Genomic DNA, 6,449 nt, shown 5'->3' on the forward strand with positions numbered 1-6,449 from the left:
CGAGGACGTCCCTCATCGGCTCCTGAATCGACCGTAACACGAATAATCGATTATCTTGAGATCGTCTAGGATGGGCTCATGAATCAGACGGCGCACTCCTCGACCCCGCCGGGGAAGCAGATGCTTTCCGAACAGGTCTACGCCCACCTGCGGGATGCGATCATGCGCGGGGACCACCCCCCTGGCGCCCCTCTCAAGCCGCAGGATCTTGCCAAGGAGCAGGGTGTGAGCCTGGCCGTGGTGCGCGAGGCGCTCGTGCGGGTGGTCGGTGAGGGGCTCGCCGACCGGCTGCCCAACCGCGGTTTCGCAGTCCCGTCCTTCTCCGACCGCCGCTGGCAGGAGATCGCGGAAGCCCGTAGGACCGTCGAACCGGTCGTACTGCGCATGTCCGTCGAGCGCGGCGACGTCGAATGGGAGGCCCGGGTGCGGGCCGCCCACCATCGTCTGGTGCGCACTCCGGCATACGCGCCGGAGGAGGGTGAGTACTACACCGCCGCGTGGGCCGAAGCTCACAGAGCCTTCCACCGCACGCTGCTGGAGGGGTGTGGCAACCGCGCACTGCTGGAGACCTTCGACCGATTGTGGACCGCGAGTGAGCTGGCCCGCCGTTGGTCGGCACACCGCAACCCCGACCGGGACGGCGCCAAGGAACACCGCAGGCTGGAGGAGGCGGTGCTGGCCCGCGACGCCGACACCGCAGCCGCGGTCCTGGTCCAGCACCTCAGTTTGACCGCGGCTGCTCTGACCGACGATTCAGGCCAGGCCACCTAGGCCTAGAGTGCATCTGATCTATGTAGTTGGTAGTTAGGGATGGTTTTGTGACTGCTGGTGTTGGCGGTCGTTGGGCGGTGCGTGAGTGCTCGTCGTCCGTACCGCAGTGATGTCTCCGACGCCCGCTGGGCCTTGATCGAACCGGTCTTCGCCGCCTGGCGAGCCAGGAGAACCGGCCCAGGCGCTGCGGCTCGGGTGCACGACCTTCGGGAGATCGTCAACGCGATCCTCTACGTCAACCGCACCGGCATCCCGTGGGAGTACCTACCCCACGACTTCCCGCCGTACAAGACCGTCTACGACTACTACGCCAAGTGGGAAGCCGACGGCACCACCCAGCAAGTCCACGACCTGTTATGCGACAGGACCCGCCGGTCCCACGGCCGCAGCACGGAACCCACCGCGGCCGTGATCGACGCGCAGAGCGTGAAGACCTCGGCAAACGTGGCCGAGACCAGTCAAGGCATCGACGCCGCAAGATCAAGAGACGCAAGCGGCACATCATCACCGACACCCTCGGCCTGGTCCTGGCCGTGCTGGCAACCGCCGCGTCCGTGCACGACACCAAAGGCGGCAAGCTCCTGCTCGGCGTCCTGGCCGCAGCCCACCCGACCGTGTCGAAAGTCTGGGCCGACGGTGGTTACCAGAGCAGCATCCTCAACCACGGCGCCAGTCTGGGAATCGATGTGGAGGTCGTACAGCGGTCACGGACGAAGGGGTTCGAACCCTTGCCGAAGCGATGGATGATCGAGCGCACCTTCGGCTGGCTGATGCGGCATCGCCGCCTGGTTCGGGACTACGAAGCCCTTCCACAGAGGTCCCGAGCGATGATCCACTGGGCGATGGCTGACAAAATGTCCCGCGAGCTGACAGGAGAATGCACACCAACAAGGCGAATCGAAACGGATATGACCACTAGTGACCTGAGTCGGAGATTCTTTGGCAGTAGGCGGCGACCTTGTCGAGGATCTCGTCGGCGGTTTTCGTCCAGACGAAGGGCCGGGGGTTGTCGTTCCAGCCGGCGGCCCATGCCCTGATGTCGCGTTCAAGGGCCTGGACGGAGCGGTGGACACCGCGGCGGAGCTTCTTCTGGGTGAGCTCGCCGAACCACCGTTCCACCAGGTTCAGCCACGAGGAGCCGGTGGGCGTGAAGTGCAGGTGGAAGCGGGGATGTGTCAGCAGCCACTTCTTGGGGGCGGGTGTCTTGTGAGTGGCGTAGTTGTCCAAGATCAGGTGCACATCGAGGTCTGCGGGGACCTCCTTGTCGAGCTTGGCCAGGAACTTCTTGAACTCGGCGGCCCTGTGCCTGCGGTGGATCGGCCCGATCACCTTGCCACTGGCGACTTCCAGGGCTGCGAAGAGGGTGGTGGTGCCGACGCGGACGTAATCGTGGCTGCGGCGTTCAGGAACGCCAGGCATTGTCGGCAGAACCGGCTGAGAGCGGTCCAGGGCCTGGATCTGGGACTTCTCGTCCACGCACAGCACCAGGGCCTTCTCCGGCGGGTCGAGGTAGAGGCCGACCACGTCGCGGACCTTGTCGATGAACAGCGGGTCGGTGGACAGTTTGAACGTCTCGGAACGGTGCGGGGCCAGGGCGAAGGCACGCCAGATCCTTGAGATGGCCGACTGGGACATCCCGGTCGCCGCTGCCATTGAACGGGTCGACCAGTGTGTGGCGTTCGCCGGTTTCTCTTCCAGTGTCTTGACGATGACCCGTTCCACATCCGCGTCGGTGATCTTTCTGGGGACACCCGGCCTGGGCTCGTCGGACAGGCCGTCCAGACCGCGGTCGAGGAAGCGCCTTCGCCAGGTGCGGACCGTGTCCGGAGCGACCTGCAGCCGCCGTGACACCTCCATGATTGAGTGTCCCTGGGCACACTCGAGCACGATCCGGGAGCGAAGGGCCAGAGCCTGAGCCGTCGAGCGACGACGCACCCATCCCTCAAGCACAGCACGCTGGGCATCCGTTACCGACAACGGTGGGATCTTCGGTCCACGATGATGCAGGCGCACTTGCCGGCCGGCCTGGGCTTTTTGGTGGTCGAGGGCTACCGTCCTCCGAGGCTGCAGCGGCGCTACTTTAAGAAATACGCGGCCAGACTGCGAGCTGAGCAACCTGGATGGACCGACGAGCAGCTCCGGTCGGCGGCGAGCCGCTTCGTGTCACCACCGGAGATCGCGCCGCATAGCGCGGGAGCAGCGGTGGATCTGACACTCGTGGATGCGGACGGCCATGAGCTGGATCTCGGTACGCCGATGAACGCGACTCCGGAGGAGAGCGCCGGTGCCTGTTACACCGACGCTGCTGGGATCAGCGCGCAGGCGCGTACCCACCGGGAGATCCTGGGGCGCGTGCTGACGGCCGTGGGTTTGGTGAACTACCCCACGGAGTGGTGGCACTGGTCGTTCGGCGACCGCTATCGGGCGCTGGCCACTGGAGCGGCAAGCGCCTGTTACGGACCGAGCCAGCAAGGCGTGTACGAATGACGCTCTCGGCTGAGCCGCGGTAGCCCGTCAGGCTATCGCGGTGAGGGGGCGTCCGCCCCAGCGGATGCCTTTCTCGCTGCGGATGCGGGCGCGATCCTTGCGCTGGGCGGCGAGCACGTCGGGGTGACGGGCGTTGGCGTTGCGCCAGCGCAGATACGCGTGTAGTGCCCGGGTCTGCGCGGGGTGGCTGCGATGGTTTGAATTGGCCAGGGTGAACTGCCTCAACGGTCCGAAGTGGGCCTCGATCGGGTTGGCCCAGGAGGCGTAGGTCGGTGTGAAGCACAGCTCGACGCGGTTCTTCCTCGCCCAGCGCCGGATGGTCTCGCCTTTGTGGGCGGAGAGATTGTCCAGGATGACGTAGATCGGGGCGCCGTCGGGCCGGGCGGCACGGATCGACTTCAGCGCGGACAGCGTGTTCATGGCGCCCTTCTTCCTGCGGTTGACGCCCCACAGCCTGTCGTCGCCAATCGAGTAGCAGCCGTGGAAGTACCGCACCCCGTGGGTGCGGTGGTAGGTCGCGGGATGCCGCTCAAGGTGACCGGCAGGAGCCCAGCACGAGCCGGTGGTGGGCCGGATGCCAAGCGGCCCGAACTCGTCGAACGCGAACACGCGATCCGGGAATCGCTCCAGCACGTACTCAATGCGGTCGAGCTTGGCGTCACGCTCCGGGTCGGGTGACGCCTTCCATGTCTTGGTGTGCTGGAAGGTGATGCCGCGGCCTCAGCGCTTGGCAGCCCGGTCGCCGACGTACTCGTCCCGGCCGGCCGTTCGCCGGACATCTGGCCCGTCCGGCCGAGAACGGCCCCAGGCGCGAGGACCCGGCCTAGGGGTTCGCCGACTGGCTGGTGCTCGCCATGCACCATGTGCTGACCGTCCCCCTGACCGGACCTGTTCCGGCCGCGCCACGGGTCTCCTTGGCAGCTGCCCGTCCCCGCTCGACCACGACCCCTGCCAGGGCGGCGCCGGGCGGGCAGGTCCCGGCCAAGGCCGCGGGTCCCAGCCCACCGGCAGCAGGCTGAGCCCCGCAAGGGGACGGGACGGAGGAGCTGACGTGGCGTGAGGGGCGGGGAGGAAATGGGGAGGAAAGAGCGGGATGACGGCTGGTGCCCGGCGGAACGCGGACGTTCACGATCTGTTGGGGGACCGTTGCTACTTCCTCGCGGCCTTCAAGAGCTCCTCGATGGGGCGCTCGGTATCGACCCTTTGGATCGCGACGCCGTATGATTCCGCCTCTTGTCCGCTGATGTGCTCCTCGCCGTCCGGGACACGTGTGACGGATGCCGACAGATACGGGAGGGTGTCGTCTTTTGCGAAGGGGCGCCCTTCGTGCCATTTCGGAATTGTCCACCAAACGGTGACATAGTCCGAGGCGTGAGTAAGGTTCGCCATTTCACTTGAGTGGCTGATCGTGGAGTAGTGCCGGTAGACCTCGTCTCCGCTCTCAGCCACCCATTTCGGCGCGTCCCACTGGTGCTTCTGCTGCTGGGATTCCGTGTCCCAGGACGCTTCAATCGTCCTCATATAGTGGTTCACAGGCAGCCTGACCCTGTCGGCCCGGATATAAGAGATCGTCGCTGAGATGGTGACGCGGCCCAGTCCCGAGCGCAGGGGTACGTCCACGTTTGTATCGCTGGACTCAGCGTCTCCTGGATCGATGGGGGACCCCGGTGTAACGAATTCCCCGGCTCCCAGTAGCCGCGAGGGGCTGTAGCGCACGTGTGTGAGCGTGCTGCCGTGTTCCAACATGTCACGCTTCCACTCGTCCATCCCCTTGCCTTGAGGGTCGAATGTGGCCGGGTTTCCCGTGACGGTCCACAAGGTGCCCAGAACGTAGATCCGCACCGAGCTGGAATTCCGGAGTTCCACATGCGCCGGAAGGTGGAGCGAGGCCCCGTCCGCATTCATCGTGGGAGCGCCGAACGACACAGTGAAGGGGACGGTGACAGGAGTCACGTAAGGCACGTACATCTGCGAGTAGGAGAGACTCGCTGCTCCGACAACGCCGGACACCATCACGCTCAGGGCGACGCTCTTGGGATGCGGGACCCCCCGCCATACCCGCTGCCGGGTCAGGCCCCAAAAGGCCCAGCCCATCCAGAGCAGCAATCCGATCCACAGCCCTCGATTTGCGTGATCAGGAACATCAAGTCCGTTGCGGTCACGGTCCCGACGCCGATAAGGACGGCCGCGCCCGAGTACCGCACGGCTCGCTTTCCCCAGTAGTCGAACACCGACAGGGCGGCGATCACCTCCACCAGCGCTGCTGCGATGAAAGCGACACCCAGGACCCGTCCGCCAAATGTCAGCGCATTGAAAGCGTCAGTGAACCTCCTTCATCCTGCGCTGGAGGGTGAAATGGGCTGGTCAGCGGGTGTGGTAACGAGGCAGGGCCCCTCGTCGTTGGCGTGGTGATTCCACTCAACACACCGGCGACTGAAGGGGCCCTGTTGGTTCCATATCCCTCGGCTGCTTCAATCAGGCGTTGCTCACGCTGGTCCATCTACGTAAGAACGAGACGTTCTCGCAGCTCGGAGCAGGTTTCGGGATATCCCAGGCCACCGCCTGGCGATACGTGGACGAGGCCCTGGACGTTCTGGCCTCCTGGGCGCCTGGACTCCACGAAGCCCTCACCGGTCTAGGTGAGGGCGACCATGTCATCGTTGACGGCACCCTGATCCCCACCGACCGGATCCGCGCGGACGAGCCGTACTACTCGATGAAGCACCGCAAGCACGGCATGAACGTGCAGGTCATAGCCCGCCCGGACGGCACTCCGCTCTGGTTCTCCCGCGCGACGCCGGGCAGAACCCATGACCTGACCGCGGCTCGTGCCCACGGCAACGTCCAGGCCTGCCTCACCAGGCAGATCCTCGTCCTCGCGGACCGCGCCTACCAGGGTGCCGGTGCCACCGTCCGCACCCCGTACTACCGGCACCGCGACCTGCCCGAGCACTACCAGCAGTACAACCGCGACCACGCCCGCCTGCGCGCACCCGGCGAACGCGCCTTCGCCCGGCTGAAGTCTGGGCGAGCACCGCGCAGAGCGCGCTGCTTAACCCGACGTGTCGGTCGTACCGTCCAAGCCGTCCACACCCTCTAATGGGGGGTGAAGCCGGTGGATCGCTACCCGTTACCCGGTCCGCGAGACCTCGAAAAAGATCGCGGCCACCGGCTTCTCCTCGGTGGCGATC

At 65.7% G+C, this 6,449-nt stretch carries 4 protein-coding genes and 3 pseudogenes; 4 read left to right on the forward strand and 3 right to left on the reverse strand.

Annotated features, from left to right (window positions below):
- Nucleotides 1-78 precede the first annotated feature (78 nt).
- Complete coding sequence (locus AB0E62_RS31805) at nucleotides 79-771, forward strand: GntR family transcriptional regulator (protein ID WP_362201583.1); 693 nt, start codon at nucleotides 79-81, stop codon at nucleotides 769-771.
- Nucleotides 772-852: 81 nt separating this feature from the next.
- Nucleotides 853-1,667, forward strand: a pseudogene (locus AB0E62_RS31810) (IS5 family transposase); the annotation flags it as partial.
- Between the two features lie 19 nt (nucleotides 1,668-1,686).
- Here the strand turns inward: AB0E62_RS31810 and AB0E62_RS31815 are convergent.
- On the reverse strand, nucleotides 1,687-2,778 hold the full coding sequence (locus AB0E62_RS31815) for an IS630 family transposase (protein ID WP_362201603.1): 1,092 nt from the start codon (nucleotides 2,776-2,778) through the stop codon (nucleotides 1,687-1,689).
- On the opposite strand from AB0E62_RS31815, the gene AB0E62_RS31820 reads away from it, so the two are divergent.
- Nucleotides 2,728-3,258, forward strand: a complete 531-nt coding sequence (locus AB0E62_RS31820; RefSeq protein WP_362201606.1) for a M15 family metallopeptidase — start codon at nucleotides 2,728-2,730, stop codon at nucleotides 3,256-3,258. The genes AB0E62_RS31815 and AB0E62_RS31820 overlap by 51 nt on opposite strands.
- A 27-nt stretch (nucleotides 3,259-3,285) precedes the next feature.
- On the opposite strand, the pseudogene AB0E62_RS31825 reads toward AB0E62_RS31820, so the two are convergent.
- Together AB0E62_RS31825 and AB0E62_RS31830 are read right to left on the reverse strand one after the other, a co-directional pair.
- A pseudogene (locus AB0E62_RS31825) lies at nucleotides 3,286-3,975 on the reverse strand (IS630 family transposase); the annotation flags it as partial.
- A 432-nt stretch (nucleotides 3,976-4,407) separates the two neighbouring features.
- Entirely contained in the window at nucleotides 4,408-5,271 is an 864-nt protein-coding gene (locus AB0E62_RS31830) for a hypothetical protein (RefSeq protein ID WP_362201585.1), read from the reverse strand.
- Between the two features lie 392 nt (nucleotides 5,272-5,663).
- On the opposite strand from AB0E62_RS31830, the pseudogene AB0E62_RS31835 reads away from it, so the two are divergent.
- A pseudogene (locus AB0E62_RS31835) lies at nucleotides 5,664-6,358 on the forward strand (transposase family protein).
- Nucleotides 6,359-6,449: the final 91 nt, after the last annotated feature.

This window comes from Streptomyces sp. NPDC038707, from assembly GCF_040636485.1.
Lineage (GTDB): Bacteria > Actinomycetota > Actinomycetes > Streptomycetales > Streptomycetaceae > Streptomyces.